This window comes from Bacillus sp. ILBB4, from assembly GCF_035064545.1.
Classification (GTDB): Bacteria; Bacillota; Bacilli; order Bacillales; family Bacillaceae_H; genus Priestia.
On record NZ_JAIQVD010000001.1, the window covers coordinates 1 to 21,451 of the forward strand.

Consider the following 21,451-nt stretch of genomic DNA (forward strand, 5'->3'; position numbering starts at 1 on the left):
TCAGACTCAGTAAATCCAATTGGAACTGGAAACCCTTCGTTTTCTATAAAAGCTACAATTTGTTTTTTTTGTTTTGCGAAGGTCTTGATAGCATCTTCAAAAATGGTCTTTATTGACTCATCCTCAATAATAGAGAACATATATCGATTTACTACATCCGTCATTGTTCCGTTTACATACTCTCCCCATAGTGTCCCTATTTCAGAAGATGTGAGTTTTAACTTATTCTTATCCACATTATCACCTCTTGGATAATATTTACTAACTTGTTAATAGATATGAATTTTTTCTTAACAAAAAAAGGTTTTCAGCATGTAATTTCCGATAAAGAGGCATTATGGTAACTAAGTTTGTATAGCGTATACAGTTTTTCGGCTAAAAGAATAGAGACTTTAAAGCGATTGATGCTTCATGGCGATTACCTTCTAACAACAAACGAGGAAAAACCGATGCTCTTCTCTTGGCACCTTCATAGCAAATGATAGTTAACTTATACATAAAAATCACTCTATAGGTTATCTTAACGCATAACGTTTTAAAGAAGGAGATGCTTATGAGAAGGATTATTTTGCTGGTTGGGTTATCTTTATTTACCGTGTTCATGATGAGTGAAAAAATGGTTGGAGCCTATTCATTGATGAAACCATTATTTTCTATCCCTCTACCTCAAGATCGTGTAATTCATTCTATTCCTATCGAAAAAAAGAAAATAGCTCTTACGTTTGATGATGGACCAACATCGGATGAAACAGTACAAATCTTAGACATTTTGAAAGAATATAATGCAAAAGCGACCTTCTTCGTTGTAGGGTCTCGTGTAGAACGTCATGCATCCATTGTTGAAAGAGAGATACGAGAAGGTCATGAAGTTGGAAATCATACATTTCATCATTTGATTTGGACTGGAAATGTTTCTGAGAAACAACTAATCAAAGAAATCGAATTAACTCAGAACACTATTTCCAATATAAGTGGGTATAATCCCTCATTATTTAGACCTGTTCAAGGGTTTTATGACAAAAAGTTAGTGGACGTGGTAGGACGCTCAAACTTGCGGGTTGTGTTATGGTCTCAAAAGCATGATACGCGTGACTGGGATCGACCCGGTGTGGAATATATTGTTCAAAAAGTATTAAATGATATAGAAAATGGGGATATCATTCTTTTGCACGACCATGTACATGGAAAAAGTCAGACCATTTTAGCTCTCAAACGTATCTTGCCTGTCTTAAAAGAAAAAGGGTATGAATGTGTGACAGTTTCGGAGCTACTAAAAGCTCATGAAAATAAACGTTTTTAGATGTTCGAAAAATAATAGACCTTACTGTACATTTTGTCATATGCGTAAGCTATCTAATAAAAAACCTTACCCAGAGAATTTCTTACCTGGTGCATACTTTTTTGTATTGCATATTATTGTAATCGCCTTCATTATATTAGATATTATGGTAAACTAAGAAGTGCATATTGGTTCTTAAAATCAACTTCCAACGAGTCCGTTACCCTTCGTGGTTACGGATTTTTTTGTAACTTTCATAAAATGTAAGTGCTTTATTTTCCAATTTAGACTATAATAGAAATGCATTTGATTTTAGATGGTTAAATACACCTATATCATCTTACTTCATCGAACCTATTCCTCCATGCAGGAATAGGTTTCTTTTTATTTTGACTTCCCTTTGTATAAAAAGGAACATCTATTTTTATAAATAATAAAATTAAAAAGAAGCAGATTATCCAAAGAATAGTCTACTTCTTTTTGTTCATATGCTGGTTTGTACGTTAGAGAGAGCTCTAGTGTAAAATCTAGTGGTTAAGAAGGTTACAGACCTCTAATTAAAGTAAAAGCATGAATTCATGCAACAGTTTTAGGATGACCTATTCAACTCTGTCTCAATTGTTCCCCCTTATTCCATCCATTATAAATCCTACAATATTTCCGATTTCTGCTTCTTCATCACCCTCATCATTTGGCATCAACACAAATTTGGTGACAAAAAAGCCTCCGATAGAAACAAAAATCATCTTTTGAATGTCTTTGGATGGAATATCAATCAATTCGCCACGTTCTTGGTAAGACTGAATCAAATGCATGAGACGCGATCCTACATTTTCAACAAAATAAGGAATCATTTCTTTTCGAATGTCTTCATTATATAGAAGTTCCTTAATAATAATTTGAAAAATCTCTTTATTTTCTTTGATAAACTCCATTCGGTTTTTGATGAGCTCTCGTAAAAAGTCTTCAAAAGATAATACGTTCCGAGATATAATATCTTCGAAAAGCTCCTCTGCCATTAAAGGGATCGATTCCTTTAAAAATGATACGATTACGTTAATTAATAGGTTATCTTTCGTACTAAAATGACGGAAAATAGTGCCCTCGGCTACACCTGCAGCTTTTGCAATTTCACTTGTCGGGGTGTTTGAATAGCCCTTCTCAGCAAACAAGGTAATGGCCGTCTCCATGATTTTTTGCCTTTTGTTGGTTTGTTTTTTTGGGGACTTTGATTGCTCCATTATGGCTTCTAATAAGTTGTATTTCGACAACGCCAGACACCTCCTTTACGTTAAAGAATTTATTATAACTTACGGTATCGTTTCAAAGCTAGTATGTTAAGAATAATAAAAACAATCGCAAAAATGCTTAATGCAAGTAGGGCATTTCCAATATCAATCAATGTAAGCCCTTTATACATAACACCTTTTAACGCATCAGCGCCATAATAAATCGGCATTACTTTGGCAAGTGTCTGAAGCCAATCGGCCATACCTTCAAGTGGAAAAATTCCAGCGAAAAATACTTGTGGAATAGCTACTATTGGAATGAACTGAACCATTTGAAATTCTGATGCAGCAAAGGTAGATAGTAAGGTTCCCAAAGATAAAGCCACCAATGCCAATAGTAAGTTAATGAGTATAACATTCCAAATGGAACCGATAACTACCATATCCAAAACGTTTACTGAATAGAGAACAATAATAATTGTTTGAATGATAGCAAAGATTCCAAAACCAACTAAATAGGCGGTAACGATCTCCCATCTACGGAGTGGTGTTGCCATTAAACGATCCAAAGTTCCTGAGGTGCGCTCTTTTAATAATCCGATCCCTGAAATCAAAAATACAAAAAAGAATACAAAGAAACCAACTAATATCGGACTTAGCACATCAAAAAATGCGGTATTGCTGTTTCCATAAACATATTTTGTCTCTACATTTTGTTTTGCTGTTTGAACTTGCACAGGTATATGCTTAAGTAATTGCTGCTGTGCTTGAGCTGATATAGCTTGTTTGACTTTCATTTGTAAAACTTTGGCTGATGAAGGATCACTGTTTTGTAAGGTTAAAATATATTTGTCCTCTTCTTTTTGAAGCAGACCATCAAGATGCTCATTCAACACGATTTGTTTTGGTTGTTCTGCGGTATTATAACGTTTGATATCAATATCGGCTTTATCCAACATTTTGACAAATCTTTTATCAATATTTATAATGCCCAGTTTAGGCTGAACCGTGTCACCATTAAAGAAAAAGTACATGATTGTTAGAACTAATAATGGAGCAAGAAATAATAAAGCCAATGTGCGCTTATCTCGCAGCATTTCAAGCATAATTCTTTTGATTAGAGCCAACGTTCTCATGCCTTTTCCCTCCCCGCATTTAGAAATACTTGATCAAAATTATCTGCCTGATATAGGTCTTTCAATTCTTTAGGTGTACCACTCGCTAAGATCTTTCCATCTCGAACCATAGCTACCACATCGCATCTTTCTGCCTCATCCATAACATGCGTCGTAACAAGAATTGTTTTACCATCTTCATTTTTTAAGCGTAGCAGCTCGTTCCAAATACTAAATCTTAATTCAGGATCAATCCCTACCGTTGGTTCATCAAGAATCAGGATTTTTGGATTTTGAATGAGAGCTATGGCTAGAGATAACCTTCTCTTCATACCACCCGAATAGGCAGAGACTCTTTTGTTAAGATCCTCCGTTAAATTAACCAAATTGGCTGCATACTCAATTCGCTCTTTTCGTTCAGCCTTACTCAATTTATAAAGGGAAGCAAAAAATTTAAGGTTTTCTCTACCGGTTAATTCTAAATACAAAGCATCTGATTGTGCCATATAACCAATGTTATGAAGCAACTCCAAGTGAGGCATCTTTTTGCCTAGTACATTAATTTCTCCAGTATCAGGATTATCCATGCCTACGATCATTTTCACTAATGTGGTTTTCCCTGCTCCGGAAGGTCCAATAAACCCATAGATCTTGCCTGTATCGATATTCAAGCTAATATTATTTAATACTGTTTTTTTTCCGAAACTTTTGCTTACATTTTGAATTGTCACGCTGGCATTCATAATCCTAACCTCCATATCTATTTTAGTGAGTAATCACTCACTCTTTATTATGGAATCTAGAATTTCTGATGTCAATAAAAAGTGAGTGGTCACTTTAAATCCATAAAAATTTAATCTAAGAATCTACTTAGACCTAAAAGTATATGAATTCAAATAAAAGAAATTATGCGGAAAAATTGTTGGGTTTACTTCTTACCATATACCACTCTATCTTCTACTTTTCTTTTAAGAAATTTATATATTCATGTTTACTAAACAAAAAGTGTATAATTATTTGACATTAATATGTTTTTAATAAGATAAATCTAATTAAAAATAAAATATAAACGCTTTTCACTTAAAACAGTAAATGTATAAACTTTACTATAAAAAATATAGTTTTATCATTTACTCTAAAATGACGACAAATATGATTTTTTCGACAACAGATATAAATACTAAAGTATCTATAACAAAAATAATTAACCATTTACTTAAATGAATTAAAGATTACTTAAATGAATTAAAGAATTTTTAAGTTAGTATAAATGTTATTGCATATTCTAAATATTTACGAAAAGATAAGGTATGAAACAATAAATACATAAAGGAAGGAATTAGCCTGTCTTAATAATGCTATCTCCCGTTGCAGCAAATGCCTGATTTGGGATAAAAACTCCCAAAGCCATTATGATAGGTACTAGCTTTTTCTTCAATGGACAACACTCCCATTCAGTTTTTTGATACCGAACGAATGTAACCATTTGATAAAAATTGTCATGGTTTATTTTGTTACATTTGCATGACAAAGGAAAAACTGTTGCATCGTAAATCATAGAACAGCTAATACTAATTTTACGACTAAGAAAGGAGATGAAACTATATGAAAAGTAAAAAATTAGAAAGACGATTTCTAAAGTGTATAACCGTCATATTTTTAGGTAGCTTACCCTTCGTTTTAAAGAAAACCCCTGTCAAAGACTCACTGTTGGTCTTGTTTATGAATGGATATACAAATGCTATCGTTGACAGGTTTCTAGTTAACCGTCGAATACTTCAATACCCTATACGCTTTATACCTAAAGAGTTTAAATCGAATGTTTTATTTGATTTCTTATGTTTACCAACTGTTTCTTTATGGCTTTATCATTTAACAAAAAATGATAATCCTTTTAAAATTGTATATAAAATTGTACTTACCATCAGTTCACTATTTTTAGTTGAGTTATGGGCAGAAAAATATACGAAACTAATTAAGTGGCAAAAAGGATGGAAATGGTATTACAGCCTTATTAGCCTTAATGTAAGAGCTTTATTTAGTCGTTTAGTAATTGCAATTATTAACATTATACAAAAGAAACAAGAGGGTTAACCTATGCTCCTACTAAAAAAATCATCTTGTGTCTCCCTCTTGTTTTATAGATGGAAACTCAACTGGTTCTGCTTCTTCAAAGATGAACAAATCTAATTGTTCAGTCTCGAATGGATTACCGGATGTTTCCCAACCAGTTAATGCACCGAACAGACCTTCATTTTCCCATCCTGTTAAGTTACCCCAAATAGATACTTCACTCACATGAGCATGAGAAGAACTTGGGAATGCTGTTCAGATATTAATTGTTTTTCATCTTGTAGCCTTTGAATTTATATCCATATACGCTTGTAAGATCAACGAAGCTCTTATAGGAATACGTAATCGCAACCGGTGTTCCAACTTGAACTTTATCATAAAGCTTTTCGATGTCTGCATTATGCATTCTCACGCAACCTTGACTCACGTATTTTCCAATGCTGCTTTCATTGTTATTGCCGTGAATGCCATACGTATCACCATACGTACCGTTTGCATTTATCCCTAACCAACGTTTTCCTAATGGATTGCGAGGATTGCCCGCAGGAATATGCCCTGTATAGTAAGGGCGGTTTTTAATCTTGTTCACCACTTTAAAAAAGCCAACAGGTGTTTTGACCCATGTTTTCCCCGTTGCTACTGGATCAACGATTTCAATATAACCATTATCAAAATACGCAAGCTTGTTATATGATTAAATCTTGATTTGCTGGTTTACTTGCTGCTTCTGTTTTCCCCTGATTCACTCCACATAATGCGACCATTAATAATGTAAGAACGGTCATTAATTTCATAAAAATGTTCTTCATAAAAACTCTCCTCTTTTTTATATTTTTATAGGGAACGAAAAAAGCACCTCCCAATTAGAAAGATGCATTTTTGTCAAAATCATTTATAAATAAAAACCTAATAAATCGACGATTTTAACATGCTGAGAAACACTCCCTGACGAAATTAACTTTTATTTTGCGTATAACTTGCAAATTTCAGCGTTTTAAAATACACATAAAAAAGACCACTCATATAAGAGAGGTCTTTTCATTGCTGATTGATTTCTCCTCGATGGGAACAATGCTATCAATACTTTACATTAAAATTTCGATGATTCCATATACCTTGGATAGCTTGCTCAGTTTATAAAATTCACCCTAATTTGCGTTTGAATTCTTTACTAGCGAAAAAGTAAGCGATGACCATGATACCTAGGCACCAGGCAAGGGCACTCCAGATATCGTTGCCAACTGATCCTTCATACAAGAGTGCACGAATTGTATTCACGATTGAAGTCACGGGCTGGTTTTCAGCGAATGCACGAACAGCTTTAGGCATCGTTTCAGTGGGAACAAAGGCAGAACTAATAAAAGGTAGGAAGATTAGTGGGTACGAGTAGCCTGTGGCTCCTTCCATAGATTTCGCTGTCAGTCCTGGAATAATGGCCAACCATGTCAGGGCTAGCGTAAACAGCCCGAGTATCCCGGCTACCGCGAACCAATCTAGGATATCAGCGCTGGAGCGGAAACCCATCAAGAGCGCGATGAGGATAACTATTACGACAGTAAGCGCATTGGAAACAAAAGATGTCAACACGTGAGCCCATAATACCGAAGACCGTTTAATAGGCATAGTAATAAAACGGGCCATCAGTCCACTTTTTACATCATTAAATAGCCGCACGGAAGTGTAAGCGACGCCGGATGCGATAGCCATCAGCAAGATTCCTGGTAATAAATAATTGACGTAATTGGCTGTTCCTGTATTTATGGCACCCCCAAATACGTAGACAAACAGTAGCATCATCATAATCGGCGTAATCGCCACCGTAATAATTGTATCCGGGCTGCGCATAATAGTGCGCATCAAACGTCCTAGTAATACACCTGTTTTGTTTTTCATTTACATTTCCTCCTTTTTACCGATGATCGCGAGGAAGATTTCCTCCAATGTTGGCTGTTTTTCAATGTATTCCACTTTTGCTGGGGGGAACATCTCTTTAAGTTCGGTAAGGGTACCGGTTTTGATGATTTTTCCGCCATGTAGGATGGCTATCCGATCTGCCAGTTGTTCAGCTTCCTCCAGATACTGAGTCGTGAGCAAGATGGTCGTACCACCGCCAGCAAGCTCTTTGACGGTGTTCCAGACTTCAATCCGGGCTTCCGGATCAAGTCCGGTCGTCGGTTCGTCGAGAAAAATAACGGCTGGGGCGCCAATCAGACTCATAGCTATATCAAGACGGCGCTTCATTCCACCGGAATATTGATCCGCCCGGCGATTGGCTGCATCGGTCAAGCTGAATCTTGCAAGGAGATTGTCAGCTACTTCATTAGGATTAGATACCCCTCGCAATTTGGCGATCATTATCAGGTTTTCCTTCCCAGTGAGCATGCCGTCTAAAGCTGCGAACTGCCCCGTTAGGCTGATGTTCTGGCGGACATCAGCCGGTTGACGTTGGACGTCAAATCCGCAAATACTTACTTCGCCGCTATCAGCCTTCATCAGTGTTGAAAGAATGTTAACTGTCGTCGTCTTCCCTGCTCCATTTGAGCCCAGCAGTGCAAAAATTTCACCGCGCTGCACCTCAACGTTCACCCCTTTTAATACTTCTTTGTCTTTAAAGGTCTTTTTTAACTCTTTTACAAAAATCACTGTATTTCTCATACGTTTTTCCTCCTTTTAAAAGCTTCACAAGCTGGCTTGCTAGAACTGTCATGATTTAACTAAGCTGAGCGTCTCGTAGAGCTAAATTTTTAATACCTCACTATTCAGTCTGACTTATATTCTGTATTACTTAGTACTAAGTTTAAAAAATGACTGAATAGCAAAAGCAACAATCTATACTTGCAACTAGCTATTCAGTCGATGTTATTGATTAAATTTATTTTTTCCTAATCGTTCCTTAATACTCTGATTCAAATCTTCACGATACTTAACCATATAAGTTTTAGCATTTGCCACTAATTCGTCAGCAAAGGAAGCCACATCGTCTCCAGTAATTTCGAGCACCTGTCTACCTTCTGCAGCACCTGCTTCGAATAAATCAATTAATTCATACTGCATGTGTAGCATATCCATTCCGTTGCCCGATGAAAAATTCCACATGTAGTTTTGAATTTTTTTAAATACAAACTGATAGTCCTCTGGCAAGGCTTCAACCCGTGCCATCATCATTTTATACTCTTTTTTATCACCAATCATTTTTTTGAATATTTCCAGCATGTCATTTTTCCTCCTTTTTATAAAACTTCATAAGATGCTTTAAAACTATCCGACGGTCTATCTTATGAAGCTAGTTTGACTTCAAGACGTTGATTTTTGATGATACAAAATCCCACCTCTTCCAAAACAGCTCAAGCTCCTTGTAGCCCGCCTCATTAAGCGAATAAAATTTGCGGGGTGGGCCCATATCTGATGGTTTTTTTTCTATATTCACAAGTTTTTTCTTTTCTAATCTTACGAGAATAGTGTAGACCGTTCCTTCCACGACCTCGATAAATCCAAGCTCGTTCAGACGGCGTGTAATTTCATAGCCATAGGTTTCATGGCGGCTGATAATTTCTAACACACAGCCTTCTAGCGAACCTTTCAGCATTTCAGTTAAATTTTCGATCTTCAGAACCTCCTCTATATCGTTTGACTTATATTCTGTATTACTTAGTACCAAGCCAATTTTTACTTAATACTTTTAAAAATTAAGCTATTAAGTAATACTTAGTATATGTAGATTGTAATACTTAGTACCGGGCATTTCAACTATTTTTTAAAATATTTTCAAATGTATAGATATATTCAGGGATAATACTAAGACCCAAAAAACTTATTAAAAGAATCCATAAGTCCTTTTAATAAGTTTTTTCCTTTACAGATACTTTTACAGTTTTTCCGTATAACCCCTTGAATTTCGAATTAAAAAAGAGATCCCTGTCAGTAAACAGTTAAGAAACAAATATTTAGTCAAGTAGTGTTGAAAACTGTATGTGAAGTAGAAGTATAAGAAGAACACAAAACTAAAATAGAAAATAAATTTTAAATATCTTTTTAAAACTGAGTTATGAGGAGAATTCACATTGACTACTCCTTTTGAAACCATTTATTAAATTGATGAGCAACAAATAATAAAAGAGGGGAATATAGGGATATTTAAAAGCTCGTTTTTAATTGGTCTTACAAGTTCAGTATAATGTCCAATAAAAAAACCGTATAGGTTGGCTATAATAACAAATAGCGCATAATAATTTTTAATCTCGTTTCACATATCATAAACCTTTATATTCTAAATACCTCAACAGATGATATTACGATTTGTCTACTATTGAAGAAGATATAGGATAAAATAAACACAGCGGTATTATTTGCAATTGTTATCCACACTAATTCTCGTTATTCATTCTTTTCATCATTGTTTTGCCCCATTGATGAGTCACAAAATCTGGTGCAATCTTGCTCATAAAACGCATGATTTTACTGAAACCTGGATTCAAGCGAATTTTATTTTTTTCCATGCCTTTGATACCAGCATCAACAAGCCTGCCCAATGGCAAATCAATGAATTTGGTTGACTTGTCATGTGACATTTTATCCTCTAAATTCGTTCCAGAAATGAGTGGGGGGCAGAGTTCCATGACATGAATCCTCTCATTTTTGGCTCGAATTTGTTCACGTAGCGCATCTGTGTACATGTGTATTCCAGCTTTTGTTGCAGAATAAATTGGACTACTTGCAACCGAAATATTTGCTAGTACGGAGCTGACATTCACAATCATGGCTTCTTCTTGTTTAGCAAGAAGAGGAAGGAATGCTTTTGTCACATAGATTGTGCCGTTTAAGTTCGTCTCAATTTCTGCGGTTAGTTGTCCCCCTGTGACTTCTTCAGCAAATAAATCATAGTAGCGCATAATACCAGCTGAGTTAAACAGAACGTCTAGTTTTGAATACTGTTGTTTGATTTGATGCACCAACTGGTCAACCGACTTCACTTGACTGACATCCGCAGCAATGCCGATTAAATTAGGGTTTTCTTTGATTGCTTGGTCAATGTTTTGCTTGGATCGACTAGTGACAATTACCGTGTTCCCCATTTCAAGAAACTTTTTCGCGAATGCCAAGCCTATACCCGATGTTCCGCCCGTCACTAAAATAGTTCGATTTGCCAATTTCATATTGTTGTTTTCCCCTCCTGTATAGTCCTAAAAATTAATAATTACTTTCCCTTTTGGCCGTCCATTTGCGACGAGTTCTAGCGCTTCATTTACATTGTCTATGGTAAATAGTGTTGGATGAATTAGTGGAACAATGTTGTTCTCTTCAATGATTTTGGTAATCTCTTTGAGTTGTGCGCCGTCAGAACGAACGAAGATAAAATGGTATTCCACGCCGTGTTTCTTGGCTTTGTGGTCATACTTTGCGCCTGCAATGGAAAACAGCTTTTGTTTCCAAAATGGAAAATCTCTGTCTTTTCCGAAACGTTTATTTGGTCCTGTACGAAGAGAGAGTAATCTTCCGCCAGGTTTGATGATACTCAATTCATTGTCAAATTCTTTAGGACCCAGTGTATCAATTACATAATCTACATTCGACAACAAGTCAAAATAGTTTTCTGTTGCATAAACCAAATATTGGTCTGCACCCATTTCCAACGTGCGTTTGCGTGCTTCTGAGTTTCCACTAACAATGACATTTAGACCCGTTGTCTTTGCTATTGGGACAGCTATTTGACCAAAGCTGCCCGATCCACCTGGAATAAAAACAGATTGACCAAACTGTGCCTCAAGTTCTTCATGTAGACCTTGATATGCTGTGAGTCCAGCCAATGGTACAGCTGCTGCTTCCACATAGGACAAGTTTTTTGGCATTGGTGCAATTGCGGTAGCATCAATTGCGGCGTATTCCGCAAAAGCACCAATTTTTTCTAGTGGGAGACGTGTATAGATGTCATCTCCTACCTGAAATTCTGTCACGTTTTTTCCAACCTTTTCAATAACTCCTGTCAATTCATTACCAAGCGTTAATGGGAATTTATAATCCTGAATCAGTTTTACGCTACCTGTGATAATCAACATTTCAAGCGGATTGACCGCCGCAGCTTTGACTTTTACCAAGACTTCATTGTCATTGATTGCTGGGATTGGAATGTCATTGACTTGGGCATGGATATTTTTTGAGTACTTAGTTATCTGAGCTGCTTTCATGAGTGTTTTCATCTTTTATCAGCACCCTTCCGTTGAGTTGCATTTATTAAGTTTCTTTACCTTATTTTTATTATTTTCACTGTCCACTTCACTTTTTTGCCCTCAATACAATTCTTTTTATAAAGATCTTATATTATTCCAATCGTTTAGGTGGAGGAAATCTTATTTTAGGATCAATCCACCACCTAAACCTTAAATACTTACAACATTATCTTTTTTATCCATTTGGCACTGTGTTTTTAGAACGTTCATTCTTAAATGGTTAAATTTTTTGAATCGATACTGTAAAGAAACTGTTTATAACCTTAACGGGTTATTTTCGTTTTTTAGTTATATATAGATCTAAACTTTGTTGATGCATTAAACGCCTAGTATTGGATAGATTTGATCTCTTAAATTGAAATTGTAGCTTTCATCTACTTCTTGATTGAGTAACGATAATTCAACTGCTGTGTTTACTATTAAACATCCTTTTGGCTGTTTCTCATGTGGATAAATAACCATTCCAACTAATTTTCGTATACGATTTTTCAAACAATCTGCTCATCTGAATACTCCTTTTTAGTAAGAGTTAGAATCAAGAAATGAATTTACGTTTTCTGCAAATAGTTCTGGAAATTGGAACAGATGGCCGTGACCAGAATCAGGATATATAATCAGCTGTGCTTTGGGTAATTTCTCTGCTAAGATATAACTGTTTTTAGTCGGAACCATCACATCATTACCCCCATTAGTAACAAGTACAGGGTGTTTGATATTTTGTAACCATTTATAATCATGATTAGATTTTTGTTTAGCCCATTTTGCAATGGCTTGTAATTGTGCCTCTTTTACTTGTTCTGAACTGTTTACTTTTTTCTGATTAAAAATTCTTTGGAGTGAAGCCATTCCTGCAGATTTACTTGTTTCGGTTTGCTCGTAGAAAAAGAACATAAAATCATTTATTCCATCTTCTTCTGTGCCGCCGTGACGATTCATTCTTTCAAAAATCTCTGGATTTGGATTAATGCCAGATTCAGGTGAAGTACCTGCCATGATGATTCGTCTAACCAAATTGCCTTCTTGTAACGCTAATTCTTGCGCAACCATTCCGCCAATTGAAAAACCAAGAATATCGACTTGAGTTAATCCTAGTGCTTTAATAAATGTTCCTGCATCCTGTGCCATTTCAGCTATCGTAGTAGGTGTTTGCCCATCGGTTTCACCAACCCCTTTATTGTCAAATAAGATTACCGGGCGTGTATTTGCAATAGGTTCAAGCATGTTTGGATCCCAGTTTTCCATCGTTCCTCTAAAATGAACAAGAAATACTACTGGTATACCATTTTGTGTACCAAATTTTCTATATGCGTAACGAATTCCATCTGCTTCAATAAATTCTGATTCTGTTGGTATTTTAAAGTTTGTCATTTTTGTGTTCCTCCTTAGAAATTAAAAAGAAATTTTATCAGTATGCATTATGATGGTTTGTTTCATAATATTTTTAGAATGACCGTTCTAAAAAAGGTAAAAAAAGAAAGCTAGTCCAGCACTGAAAGTGCTAGATTAATGATGCCTTCTAATTCTTTTTTATTGTAATTAGTTTTTATTAGTACTCTTATCCCTACCAAATTGTTGTGTAAGAAACGAGATGTATTATGGGAATCGATTTCTTTTGATAGCTCTCCACTAGTTTGGCCCTGTTTTATAAGGTTATTAAACATATCTTCAGTACGGTTAAACATTTTTGTAACTATGCATCCAACTTCTTTGTCCAACAAAGATAATTCAACGGCTGCATTTACTGATAGGCAACCTTTTGGGTATTGTTCAATGGCATTAAGTATGAAAATAAAAACCTCACGTATCGTCTGTTTAATAGATGAAGTGTTCATAATTATGCTTTCCATCTCATTGACGATGAGCTCTTCATAGAGATTAAGGGAAGCTAAAAACAATGAACGTTTGTCACCAAATGTGTCGTATATACTTCTGCGGTGTATTCCCATATGATCCACCAAGTCTTGCATGGATGTTTTTTCATAACCCTGTTCCCAGAAAAGCTCCATTGCTTTTCTTAATACTGCTTTTTCATCAAACTCTTTACTTCTAGCCATTTTATTTCTCCTTAAAAGAATCCATGAATTAATACTAACAAATACAAACGTCACAATCTATTATAGAATGAACGTTCTAAAATAAACGTATGAATTTCAAACCATGATTAAATAATACCTTATTTAGAACGATTAGTAAAGAATTATAACTAACCAATAATTTCTAAAAAATCTGCTACATATCACAATATTATCCATTAACTTTCACTTAGGGGTACCGCCAAACATTTCTTCTATTCGTTTAGTTTCTTCAGGATTGTCTTCTCCCACTGTTTCAATTAATGGATCAAACTCTTCTACAGATGCACTCATACCAAATAAACAAGAAATAGCAAGTAGAAAAAACATCTGATCCCTTACTCAATCAAACTGCCCCTTTAGTTGTATAAGAACCTGAAAGAAGAATTAAAAGGAAACCCTTGACTTTATTCCTTTAACGTTTTGAAACAGAATCAAATACATCGTCCGTAAAAGTATACTTTTACGGATAAAATATTTAAATCTATGACAATGTTTTAAAGTAATTATTATTTTATTTACTCTTTAAATATTTTTTGCTCCATTCACCCATACTATGCAGGATAGGAAGGAAACTTTTACCTAAGGGTGTTAAAGAGTATTCTACTTTTGGAGGAACTTCTTTATATACTTCTCTGTGTACCATTTGGTCTTCTTCTAATTCTCTTAGCTGACGTGTTAGGATTCCTTTTGAAATATTAGGTAGCAGCCTTTGAAGTTCATTAAATCTCCTGGTTTTTGTGCTTAAATGCCATAAAATGATAATTTTCCATTTTCCTGCAATTATGTCTTGAGTTTGTGTAACTGGACAAACTTCTTTATGCTCTTCTGGAGGTTGGGTGAACCAACTTCGTGCCATAATCAATACCTCTCCTTCTTTATGGTTCTATTTTTGTGACTATGTTATAAAAAAATGACTACTTTTTAAAAAACGTCTAAGACTATAATATTAGATTACCCCTAATAATCAAATGAAAGTAAATAAATACTTGGAGGTTATTTGAAATGAAACACCTTATTGTTTATGCACATCCAAATCCAGAAAGCTTAAACCATGCAATCTTGGATACAACAGTTAATACATTAAAGAAAAACGGTCACGAAGTTGTTGTACGTGATTTATATGCATTGGATTTTCAACCTGTATTGAAACCAGAAGATACTGAAGCTATGAAAGCAGGACAAACTCCTAATGATATTAAAACAGAACAAGAATTTATCTCTGAAGCAGACGCTATAACATTTATTTATCCTATTTGGTGGACAGGTCTTCCAGCCATTCTTAAAGGATATGTAGATCGAGTATTTGCATACGGGTTTGCTTATGCTCCTGGTGAAGAAGGAATCATTAAGCTTTTGAAAGGTAAAAAAGGCTTGATCATTAATACTCATGGTACTCCTAATGAAGTTTACGATGAGATTGGAATGACAGCTGGTCTGAAAATAACATCTGACATTGGAATATTTGATTTCACTGGAATTGAGACTGTAGAACACTTACTGTTTGGAAGTATTGGATACCTTGATGAAGAAGGATATAAAGGTATGTTAAATAAAGTTGAAGATACCTTTAATCGTCACTTCTCATAAAAAGATAAAAATACTGCCTAATTAGGCAGTATTTTTTGATGGCACTCTTTTATTTAATGGGCTTTAAAAATTGTAATATTTAGCTCTTTAGGTTCCTAGAACATCCATTATAGCAACTAAAAATGTAAGGTTATTATGAGTATCTTTAATTTAATTTCGCTAGTTTTTCAAGACGTTCTCTGTCTCGAATGATGTAGCCTGGTGACTGCTTTTCAATAATATCTGTTTTACATAGTTGTGCTAGTACATGGAGCAGATGACGATATGATACGCCCAAGTACTCGCATACTTCAGTATGTTTCTCTTTATAAAAGTTACCATCAGCCGACAACATTATAAAAGTAGCGAGGCGGTTCTCAAGCGGATATGCCTGATTTTGGGTATACTTTGCTGAAGTTCTAGTTGCTTTCTCACTTAAAAAACTGCATAAATGCCTGAGAAATGTAACATCTGTTAAGAGCTTATTTTTACAGGCATTAATCGGAATAGCCAAACAAATGGTTTTTGTGACAGTTTGTATAGCTTTAGAATATCGTTGCGAATTTAATAGCTCTACTTCCCCCATAAATGTTGGAGCCTGTAAAAAATTAATCAAAGACACTTTTCCATTTTCGTGTGTAACATAGAGTTTTGCCTTACCTTCAACAAGATAATAAATATATTGAGGGTAGGAACCTTCCTTGTAAATAAACTCACCACGTTCAAATTGGCAGACTTGAATAAATGGAGTAATCGGAAAGGAAAAAAGTGATTGAATCGAATACTTTTCGATATAGTAACTGTGCATAGGCTCGTTTAAAAATTTCATTTTTTCTCCTATTGTTATAAAAATATGAGATATCTCACATTATTTTATACATTTACATGCTATGATGCAATAAAAGTTGATATATCAATAAGGAGTTGTCTCATACACATGATTAAACAAGACGAATATTGGAATGAAGTAGCTAATAAAAAGGAATTTACTACGCCTTTTCAACATGAATTATTTCTCACACATGTTGACCGTGATGCTGTCATATTGGATTATGGTTGTGGTTATGGGAGAACCTTATCTGAACTAAGAGGTTACGGTTATAAAAATTTACATGGTGTAGATTTTTCGGAAGAGATGATTAAGAGAGCTAAGTCAAACGACTCGGAAATTGATTTTCAAGTTATTCAAAGTGGGAAGCTCCCTTTTCCTAATTATTCTTTAGATGCTGTTTTACTTTTTGCAGTTTTAACATGTGTGTATAAAGATGAGGAACAGAACGCTATTTTAAACGAGATTAAACGCGTGCTGAAACCAGGAGGCATCATATATATTAATGATTTTTTGCTCAATCATGATAAGAGAAACAAAGACCGTTACGAAAAAGGTTTGGCTAAATATCATACCTATGGAGTGTTTGAATTAGCTGATGGAGCCATCTTGCGTCATCATAGTGAAGAGCGCATAAAAGAGTGGACGAATCAATTTGAAGAAGTAGAATATAAAAAAGTAGAATATGTTACTATGAACGGCAATCGTTCTAATGGTTTAGTTTATGTAGGTAAAATAAGATAAATATAGATAAAAAAAGCCATCTCTTGTGATAAAAGAGATGGCTTTTTTCGATTGTTTAAGATGGCACCTTCTTTGAATTTCCCGAGATTTTTCTTGTTGCAAAAGAAAAAGCTTCTGGAACGTAAAAAATAACACTTAACAGTCCTCTCATAGCTAACTTAGTCAGTGAAAAAGCTAGTTCCATTCTTCATCGCCTCCTTCTCATTACATATTTTATCGTAATTAACTGAAAATTCTTTGTTCATACATTTCCTAGAACATATTTTATATTTACTAAAAAGAAACCTTAGTATTGGCAAGGTTTCTTTTTGTATAAGGTTCATTCATATATATCCCGCTCTGAGCGAATATTGAAGGTGAATTAAAACATGTTTTTTACTACTATATAGCATTTTCCGACGTTTTGTGATTCATAAAATAAATGGCAGCGTCAAATACGCACTTTGTAAAAGCTGATACCTAGCTTTTGTTATTAAAGTCCTTTATTTCTCTTTCAATAAGAGCTACCGAAATTTCGAATGCTTGTATTCTTCTTTTAGCTAAGGTAATTTGAGATTTATATCTATCAGCATTTTCTTTAGCTTCAAACGTTTTTACTGTCTGTCTGAGTTTGTGTAAAGTTGAATCAATTTGACGTTTTGCTTCAACTAATTCAGATACATCAAATTTCATTTACGTCTCTCCTTTTTATAATTTTTATCGGTAAGATGTCTTTCTTTAAAAAGGTTGTTTATCGGCAGAGCTACTGTTATCTATATTTCCTGTCCTGTACATGAGTAGCCATCCAAAAATGCTTATTATATCAAATACAGTGAACACAAACTTACCACTTAAAACTTCTCCTAACAATATACCTGATAAAATATTTTTTTATCTATAGAAATTGAAAAGGCTCCTTTGAAAGAAGCAGGTTTCTCTGAGGTATTAAGAGGTAACATTGATTTTTATTGAGATGCTCAGCTGTTCTAAAATAGCCTCTGCGTAAGGGTCAAGCTAAATAACCCATTCAAAATCTCTCAACGCAATAAAATTTGTCATACAAATTTTAATTTTCATCTTCACAACAAAAATAGTTTGTGATATACTTCACATGTAAGGATGTTCATATGAACTAACAAACTCTTGAATGTAAAGTAGAAAAAGCTATTTCACTCCGATGCCAATACGATTGAAATAGCTTTTTTTATGTTCTTATTTTGAGAATCCCCACCATTTTTGTTGATATGGCCTTCTATGAATTTTTCTAGAAGAAGTAAGTAGTAAGTGCTTGATCCACCTATCTTCCTTATTCATCCAATCGTTTCAGCAAATTCTCATTAAATAATTCTATTCCCCCTTTGTTTGCATTTTGTAATCAAGCCACTGTAGATTGCTAAAAAACAAAATAAATTTTATCTATTTTCACTATAAAAATGTAGATAGAAAAATAGCTACAAAACCTATTCCTAAATATGAAAGATTAATAATTGATCACTCCAGCTATAGCATTATTCCTATGTAAAAGGTTTTACAATTAAAAACATGATGAACATAATAATGGCAAATAAAGCCCCCTGAAGAACAAAGTTAATGGGCCTATGAGTATCTTCATTAGCCTTTGCAAGCCGTTTTGACCATCTTGTATACATTGCTGATTTTGTACAAAAGCTAAATAGAACACCTGCAATGATTGAAGCGATTGCTATTTTTAAGATATGAATCCACTCCTTTCTAAACTAACAGAAGGATGTCCATAAATTAACATAAAAACCTAAATAATACAAAAACCTAAAAATCATAGGAAGTAGTCTTTCCACTTTCTGTGCCGCCACTAATTAACCGCCCTACCTTATTTTCAAACATGATTCTTGCACTTTTTCTGTCATTGCTTCGCTACAATATTCAGTGCTGCAGCTGCTTTTGGCCATCCCACGTAAAAAGCCATATGGGTTATTAATGCGATGATTTCTTTTTCAGTCACTCCATTCTTTTTTGCCAGCTGCAGATGAAAAGGCATTTGTTCTGTGTTGCCAATACTAATTAAAGCAGAAAGTGTACTTAAACTTCTTTCTTTTGGTGTTAAAGTCGGATCTCTCCACACTTCCCCAAATAAGATATGTTCTCCATATTTCACAAAGTCAGGAGCAAGATTTCTCATTTCTTCTAGCAGCTTAGACTCAATGCGATTATTCATTCTATTTTTCCTCCTTTTGATTCATCATTTGTGCGATTCCTTGCCCAAATGACCAGTTTTCAAGGGGTGTCTCGTTTAATGTAATAAAGATATTGTTTGTAGAAATATTCAAGTGAGTGGAAAGTCCCTCTGCGATGGATTGGTATAGCTTCTTTTTCTGCTCGACCGTTCTTCCTTGCCCGCACGTAATGGAGATATAAATCATGTTATCTGTTCTTTTTTCTCCCCTTTCTAAGAGATACTGTGAATCATAGAAAAAATGCTGAGATGGATACGGTAAAAACAGTTGAAAATAATCGTCTTTTGGGATGTGAAAGTGTTGGATTAAAGACTGATGAATATTGCTGCTTACTTCTTTTAGTTCCTTATCGTTTAATTGATGTTCTGGATAATAAACGTTAACAAATGGCATCGATCATCTTCCTTTCTATATTTAGTGTACTTCCATACTCTTCATTTGTATAATTGAAAATAAGTCTAGTAATTATCGAAAAAACCGATAGAGATGAGGTTAGAAAGTGGAAATTAAAGAATTAACGACGTTTAAAACAATTGTGGCAGAAGGAACGTTTTCACTTGCAGCAAAAAAACTAAACTATGCCCAGTCTACCGTTACCACTCATATAAAAAAGTTAGAAAAAGATCTTGGATTTCTCTTATTTGAACGAGGCTGGGAAGCAACCTTAACAAAGGAAGGTACGTTATTTGTAGAAGAAGTAGATAGCTTGTTGAAGCACTGGGAGTATTCCATATCTCAAGCGCAGCGTATAAGCAAAGAGGAAAAAGGAACCATCAAAATAGGGTTATCAGAATCGATTGCTCAAAGGTTGATGCCAGCTATATTAAGCTATTTAAATGAGGGAAAACCTTACATACACTGCGATTTTACTATTGAAAACACGGCACTTTTATCAGAACTATTACGTCAAGATAAACTGGACTTTGCTGTTTGCGGACAGAATACGAACCTTTCCGGCGTGACTTTTACTCCGCTTGGTAAAGAACAAATTCAATTTATTGTTAATACGTCTAACCATCCACTACTGCAACAGGAAACAGTTGAAATAGCCGATATTATCCACTATCCCATTTTAATCGGAGAAAATAGCTGTTATTACTATCAATCCGTCAATCATTTTTTGGCAGAGAATGGTTTAGCCTTTAAAACCGTTTACAGCTGCAGTGCCCTGCATCTCATTCCAGAAATGATGTTTGGACATGCAGTAGGAATTATCCCTAGAGGAACTAGTGTGAAACCAAGTAATATCTCGTTTGAAGTAAAGGGCTTTGACCCTCAAATGCCTATAGGCTTATTAATTTCTACTGAAAAAAGAACTTATTTAAGCCAGACAAAAAAGAATGTTATAGAGGTAATTAAATCTTCATTATCGTAGACGGAAACTTATTTAACGTAATGAATTCATTTATACAAAAACCCTTTGCTTCCAGGGCAAAGGATTTTTTTGTAATTATAGAGATCTTTGTCCCTTTTACAGATTAATATAGTACTCATTCGCTATCAGAACAATATTTGTTGATTAGTTAAATCCCATTAAGTTTTTCACCTGTTGAACATTTTCTAAAGAAGTTAATTTCTCTAATAGTAAAAAAGCCACATCAAACCCGGTGCTAGGGTTTGATGAAGTAATTATATTGTGGTCTACAACAATATAATCATCTTGAACAAGTACACCAAATTCTCTTAACTGTGCCCTTCTTATACTTGTAGAGTGATTATAGGTAGTAGCTTTTTTACCTTCAAGAATTCCACTTTTCCCAAGTGAAAGAGCGGCAACACAGACACTAGCGATAGGTTTTCCTGCTGAGTGAAATTCTCGAATAACCTGTAAGAATCTCTCATCGTAAGCATCTTCATAAAAATTTGCTTCTTCAAAACCACCGGGTATAGCAAGCGCATCAAATTCTTTTACATTAATATCTGATACTAGCATTTCCGGGATTACAGTAAAGTTCCATGTACATGTTAGTTTTGGATGTAAGCCCGCTGTTATTAGTTCAGTCGTGCCGTCTCCCTCAAATTTATTCCACCCAAACACATCTGTAAAAACGCTTGCTTCTACAGCTTCAAATCCATTTGCTAAAAGTAATAATATTTTCTTCATAGAATCATCTCCTTTCAGTAA

At 34.7% G+C, this 21,451-nt stretch carries 26 protein-coding genes and 1 pseudogene; 5 read left to right on the top strand and 22 right to left on the bottom strand.

Annotated features, from left to right (window positions below; genetic code table 11):
- A partial coding sequence (locus LAV82_RS00005) for a DUF3231 family protein (RefSeq protein ID WP_499715322.1) occupies positions 1–236 on the bottom strand: 236 nt, incomplete at its 3' end.
- A gap of 317 nt (positions 237–553) precedes the next feature.
- Here LAV82_RS00005 and LAV82_RS00010 point away from each other — a divergent pair.
- Positions 554–1,300 (top strand): polysaccharide deacetylase family protein, encoded by a 747-nt coding sequence (locus tag LAV82_RS00010; protein ID WP_499715324.1) that lies wholly within the window; start codon positions 554–556, stop codon positions 1,298–1,300.
- A gap of 593 nt (positions 1,301–1,893) precedes the next feature.
- Here LAV82_RS00010 and LAV82_RS00015 read toward each other — a convergent pair.
- From LAV82_RS00015 to LAV82_RS00025, 3 genes are read right to left on the bottom strand one after another with little or no spacing between them, the layout of a single operon-like run.
- Positions 1,894–2,550, bottom strand: coding sequence for a TetR/AcrR family transcriptional regulator (locus tag LAV82_RS00015; RefSeq protein ID WP_057234478.1), 657 nt, complete (start codon positions 2,548–2,550; stop codon positions 1,894–1,896).
- A gap of 32 nt (positions 2,551–2,582) precedes the next feature.
- Positions 2,583–3,644, bottom strand: coding sequence for an ABC transporter permease (locus LAV82_RS00020; RefSeq protein WP_499715326.1), 1,062 nt, complete (start codon positions 3,642–3,644; stop codon positions 2,583–2,585).
- A complete protein-coding gene (locus tag LAV82_RS00025) occupies positions 3,641–4,366 on the bottom strand; it encodes an ABC transporter ATP-binding protein (RefSeq protein WP_057234473.1) in 726 nt (241 codons plus the stop codon). The genes LAV82_RS00020 and LAV82_RS00025 overlap by 4 nt, the downstream gene beginning before the upstream one ends.
- A gap of 862 nt (positions 4,367–5,228) precedes the next feature.
- Between LAV82_RS00025 and LAV82_RS00030 the strand changes: the two genes are divergently transcribed.
- Positions 5,229–5,717: a CBO0543 family protein gene (locus tag LAV82_RS00030; RefSeq protein WP_013058315.1), complete on the top strand. Its 489-nt coding sequence runs from the start codon at positions 5,229–5,231 to the stop codon at positions 5,715–5,717.
- Positions 5,718–5,738: 21 nt separating this feature from the next.
- Here the strand turns inward: LAV82_RS00030 and LAV82_RS00035 are convergent, their stop codons facing one another.
- The 12 genes and pseudogenes from LAV82_RS00035 to LAV82_RS00090 all read right to left on the bottom strand — a co-directional run bounded on the left by LAV82_RS00035 (position 5,739) and on the right by LAV82_RS00090 (position 14,851).
- Positions 5,739–5,921: a hypothetical protein gene (locus LAV82_RS00035; protein ID WP_211077609.1), complete on the bottom strand. Its 183-nt coding sequence runs from the start codon at positions 5,919–5,921 to the stop codon at positions 5,739–5,741.
- 37 nt (positions 5,922–5,958) lie between these two features.
- Positions 5,959–6,505: pseudogene (locus LAV82_RS00040) on the bottom strand (L,D-transpeptidase).
- 334 nt (positions 6,506–6,839) lie between these two features.
- The gene (locus LAV82_RS00045; protein ID WP_064471970.1) at positions 6,840–7,589 is read right to left on the bottom strand and encodes an ABC transporter permease; all 750 of its coding nucleotides are present in this window, start codon (positions 7,587–7,589) and stop codon (positions 6,840–6,842) included.
- Entirely contained in the window at positions 7,590–8,351 is a 762-nt protein-coding gene (locus LAV82_RS00050; RefSeq protein WP_013058326.1) for an ABC transporter ATP-binding protein, read from the bottom strand. It abuts the gene before it with no gap.
- 204 nt (positions 8,352–8,555) lie between these two features.
- A complete protein-coding gene (locus LAV82_RS00055) occupies positions 8,556–8,909 on the bottom strand; it encodes a DUF1048 domain-containing protein (RefSeq protein ID WP_013058327.1) in 354 nt (117 codons plus the stop codon).
- A 70-nt stretch (positions 8,910–8,979) separates the two neighbouring features.
- The gene (locus LAV82_RS00060; protein ID WP_028414817.1) at positions 8,980–9,300 is read right to left on the bottom strand and encodes a PadR family transcriptional regulator; all 321 of its coding nucleotides are present in this window, start codon (positions 9,298–9,300) and stop codon (positions 8,980–8,982) included.
- Positions 9,301–10,060: 760 nt separating this feature from the next.
- Positions 10,061–10,849: an SDR family oxidoreductase gene (locus tag LAV82_RS00065; protein WP_499715331.1), complete on the bottom strand. Its 789-nt coding sequence runs from the start codon at positions 10,847–10,849 to the stop codon at positions 10,061–10,063.
- A 27-nt stretch (positions 10,850–10,876) separates the two neighbouring features.
- Positions 10,877–11,890 (bottom strand): NADP-dependent oxidoreductase, encoded by a 1,014-nt coding sequence (locus LAV82_RS00070; RefSeq protein ID WP_499715333.1) that lies wholly within the window; start codon positions 11,888–11,890, stop codon positions 10,877–10,879.
- A gap of 549 nt (positions 11,891–12,439) precedes the next feature.
- Positions 12,440–13,288: an alpha/beta fold hydrolase gene (locus LAV82_RS00075; RefSeq protein WP_499715334.1), complete on the bottom strand. Its 849-nt coding sequence runs from the start codon at positions 13,286–13,288 to the stop codon at positions 12,440–12,442.
- A 110-nt stretch (positions 13,289–13,398) separates the two neighbouring features.
- The gene (locus tag LAV82_RS00080) at positions 13,399–13,974 is read right to left on the bottom strand and encodes a TetR/AcrR family transcriptional regulator (RefSeq protein WP_013058342.1); all 576 of its coding nucleotides are present in this window, start codon (positions 13,972–13,974) and stop codon (positions 13,399–13,401) included.
- Between the two features lie 204 nt (positions 13,975–14,178).
- The gene (locus LAV82_RS00085; RefSeq protein ID WP_155660623.1) at positions 14,179–14,322 is read right to left on the bottom strand and encodes a hypothetical protein; all 144 of its coding nucleotides are present in this window, start codon (positions 14,320–14,322) and stop codon (positions 14,179–14,181) included.
- 184 nt (positions 14,323–14,506) lie between these two features.
- Positions 14,507–14,851, bottom strand: a complete 345-nt coding sequence (locus tag LAV82_RS00090; protein ID WP_013058343.1) for a winged helix-turn-helix transcriptional regulator — start codon at positions 14,849–14,851, stop codon at positions 14,507–14,509.
- Positions 14,852–14,997: 146 nt separating this feature from the next.
- Here LAV82_RS00090 and LAV82_RS00095 point away from each other — a divergent pair, with 146 nt between their 5' ends.
- Complete coding sequence (locus tag LAV82_RS00095; RefSeq protein WP_013058344.1) at positions 14,998–15,582, top strand: NAD(P)H-dependent oxidoreductase; 585 nt, start codon at positions 14,998–15,000, stop codon at positions 15,580–15,582.
- Positions 15,583–15,727: 145 nt separating this feature from the next.
- On the opposite strand, the gene yeiL is transcribed toward LAV82_RS00095, so the two are convergent.
- On the bottom strand, positions 15,728–16,390 hold the full coding sequence (gene yeiL, locus LAV82_RS00100; protein ID WP_499715337.1) for a transcriptional regulator YeiL: 663 nt from the start codon (positions 16,388–16,390) through the stop codon (positions 15,728–15,730).
- A gap of 108 nt (positions 16,391–16,498) precedes the next feature.
- Here yeiL and LAV82_RS00105 point away from each other — a divergent pair, with 108 nt between their 5' ends.
- Positions 16,499–17,134: a class I SAM-dependent methyltransferase gene (locus tag LAV82_RS00105; protein WP_499715339.1), complete on the top strand. Its 636-nt coding sequence runs from the start codon at positions 16,499–16,501 to the stop codon at positions 17,132–17,134.
- A 55-nt stretch (positions 17,135–17,189) separates the two neighbouring features.
- Here LAV82_RS00105 and LAV82_RS00110 read toward each other — a convergent pair whose 3' ends face one another.
- The 4 genes from LAV82_RS00110 to LAV82_RS00125 form a co-directional block, all read right to left on the bottom strand.
- Entirely contained in the window at positions 17,190–17,318 is a 129-nt protein-coding gene (locus LAV82_RS00110) for a hypothetical protein (RefSeq protein ID WP_499715341.1), read from the bottom strand.
- A 275-nt stretch (positions 17,319–17,593) separates the two neighbouring features.
- Positions 17,594–17,806, bottom strand: a complete 213-nt coding sequence (locus LAV82_RS00115; RefSeq protein WP_013058347.1) for a hypothetical protein — start codon at positions 17,804–17,806, stop codon at positions 17,594–17,596.
- Between the two features lie 1,189 nt (positions 17,807–18,995).
- On the bottom strand, positions 18,996–19,307 hold the full coding sequence (locus LAV82_RS00120; RefSeq protein WP_013058348.1) for a carboxymuconolactone decarboxylase family protein: 312 nt from the start codon (positions 19,305–19,307) through the stop codon (positions 18,996–18,998).
- Position 19,308: 1 nt separating this feature from the next.
- Positions 19,309–19,719: a tautomerase family protein gene (locus LAV82_RS00125; protein WP_211077598.1), complete on the bottom strand. Its 411-nt coding sequence runs from the start codon at positions 19,717–19,719 to the stop codon at positions 19,309–19,311.
- 106 nt (positions 19,720–19,825) lie between these two features.
- Here LAV82_RS00125 and LAV82_RS00130 point away from each other — a divergent pair, with 106 nt between their 5' ends.
- Positions 19,826–20,701: a LysR family transcriptional regulator gene (locus LAV82_RS00130; protein WP_499715344.1), complete on the top strand. Its 876-nt coding sequence runs from the start codon at positions 19,826–19,828 to the stop codon at positions 20,699–20,701.
- 144 nt (positions 20,702–20,845) lie between these two features.
- Here the strand turns inward: LAV82_RS00130 and LAV82_RS00135 are convergent, their stop codons facing one another.
- Entirely contained in the window at positions 20,846–21,430 is a 585-nt protein-coding gene (locus LAV82_RS00135) for a DJ-1/PfpI family protein (protein WP_057273738.1), read from the bottom strand.
- Between the last annotated feature and the right edge of the window lie 21 nt (positions 21,431–21,451).

Bases quoted from the DNA above. Each gene is read 5' to 3' on its own strand.
- LAV82_RS00030 (WP_013058315.1), top strand. From the start codon at position 5,229: ATGAAAAGTAAAAAATTAGAAAGACGATTTCTAAAGTGTATAACCGTC.
- LAV82_RS00065 (WP_499715331.1), bottom strand. From the start codon at position 10,849: ATGAAATTGGCAAATCGAACTATTTTAGTGACGGGCGGAACATCGGGT.
- LAV82_RS00090 (WP_013058343.1), bottom strand. From the start codon at position 14,851: ATGGCACGAAGTTGGTTCACCCAACCTCCAGAAGAGCATAAAGAAGTT.
- yeiL (WP_499715337.1), bottom strand. From the start codon at position 16,390: ATGAAATTTTTAAACGAGCCTATGCACAGTTACTATATCGAAAAGTAT.
- LAV82_RS00085 (WP_155660623.1), bottom strand. From the start codon at position 14,322: ATGTTTTTTCTACTTGCTATTTCTTGTTTATTTGGTATGAGTGCATCT.
- LAV82_RS00115 (WP_013058347.1), bottom strand. From the start codon at position 17,806: ATGAAATTTGATGTATCTGAATTAGTTGAAGCAAAACGTCAAATTGAT.
- LAV82_RS00020 (WP_499715326.1), bottom strand. From the start codon at position 3,644: ATGAGAACGTTGGCTCTAATCAAAAGAATTATGCTTGAAATGCTGCGA.
- LAV82_RS00125 (WP_211077598.1), bottom strand. From the start codon at position 19,719: ATGCCATTTGTTAACGTTTATTATCCAGAACATCAATTAAACGATAAG.
- LAV82_RS00120 (WP_013058348.1), bottom strand. From the start codon at position 19,307: ATGAATAATCGCATTGAGTCTAAGCTGCTAGAAGAAATGAGAAATCTT.
- LAV82_RS00075 (WP_499715334.1), bottom strand. From the start codon at position 13,288: ATGACAAACTTTAAAATACCAACAGAATCAGAATTTATTGAAGCAGAT.
- LAV82_RS00070 (WP_499715333.1), bottom strand. From the start codon at position 11,890: ATGAAAACACTCATGAAAGCAGCTCAGATAACTAAGTACTCAAAAAAT.
- LAV82_RS00025 (WP_057234473.1), bottom strand. From the start codon at position 4,366: ATGAATGCCAGCGTGACAATTCAAAATGTAAGCAAAAGTTTCGGAAAA.
- LAV82_RS00110 (WP_499715341.1), bottom strand. From the start codon at position 17,318: ATGGAACTAGCTTTTTCACTGACTAAGTTAGCTATGAGAGGACTGTTA.
- LAV82_RS00010 (WP_499715324.1), top strand. From the start codon at position 554: ATGAGAAGGATTATTTTGCTGGTTGGGTTATCTTTATTTACCGTGTTC.
- LAV82_RS00045 (WP_064471970.1), bottom strand. From the start codon at position 7,589: ATGAAAAACAAAACAGGTGTATTACTAGGACGTTTGATGCGCACTATT.
- LAV82_RS00050 (WP_013058326.1), bottom strand. From the start codon at position 8,351: ATGAGAAATACAGTGATTTTTGTAAAAGAGTTAAAAAAGACCTTTAAA.
- LAV82_RS00055 (WP_013058327.1), bottom strand. From the start codon at position 8,909: ATGCTGGAAATATTCAAAAAAATGATTGGTGATAAAAAAGAGTATAAA.
- LAV82_RS00080 (WP_013058342.1), bottom strand. From the start codon at position 13,974: ATGGCTAGAAGTAAAGAGTTTGATGAAAAAGCAGTATTAAGAAAAGCA.
- LAV82_RS00105 (WP_499715339.1), top strand. From the start codon at position 16,499: ATGATTAAACAAGACGAATATTGGAATGAAGTAGCTAATAAAAAGGAA.
- LAV82_RS00095 (WP_013058344.1), top strand. From the start codon at position 14,998: ATGAAACACCTTATTGTTTATGCACATCCAAATCCAGAAAGCTTAAAC.
- LAV82_RS00135 (WP_057273738.1), bottom strand. From the start codon at position 21,430: ATGAAGAAAATATTATTACTTTTAGCAAATGGATTTGAAGCTGTAGAA.